Genomic DNA, 515 nt, shown 5'->3' with positions numbered 1-515 from the left:
TGGTAAAGCCTACAACATCCCCGTCTGCATCAGTAATCACGTTTACTGCTCCAACTGGAACTACTAAACTTACACTTGTTGCATCTATTGCTCCGTCTGAATCGCTATCATTTACCACTACATCAACTCCAACTGTTGACCCTACTGTGTTAGCGCTACTTAAATCATCAACCGCTACTGGTACTACTACTGGGTAGTCTATACTTACCGTTGCTGGTGCTGATGTTCCGCCATCATTATCATCTACTGTATATGTTATTGGTGTTGGATCACCTGTAAAACCTGACTCTGGTGTGAACGTGATTTCTCCTGTTATTGGATCTACAACCCATGCTCCTTCGCCTGGCACAGTCAATGTCGTTACTGGTAAACCTGTGTCTGGATCAATAATCACAACTGTTGTTGGATCTAATGTTCCATCTGAATCACTATCATTAGCTAACACATCGATTACCGTTGGTGTTCCTGTTATTCCAACTACTGCATCATCTACAGTTTCTGGAACTTCGTTATAA

Annotated in this window: 1 protein-coding gene; it reads right to left on the bottom strand. The window is 42.1% G+C overall.

What is annotated here, in order from left to right:
- Window positions 1-515 (bottom strand): Ig-like domain-containing protein (locus CXF54_RS12955; RefSeq protein WP_198551072.1); only part of this gene is annotated, 515 nt, incomplete at both ends.

Origin of the sequence: Olleya sp. 1-3 (assembly GCF_002836085.1) — a bacterium.
Taxonomy (GTDB): Bacteria; Bacteroidota; Bacteroidia; order Flavobacteriales; family Flavobacteriaceae; genus Olleya; species Olleya namhaensis.
Note: the sequence above shows the minus strand (reverse complement) of the source record. Positions and strands in the feature narration are given on the sequence as shown.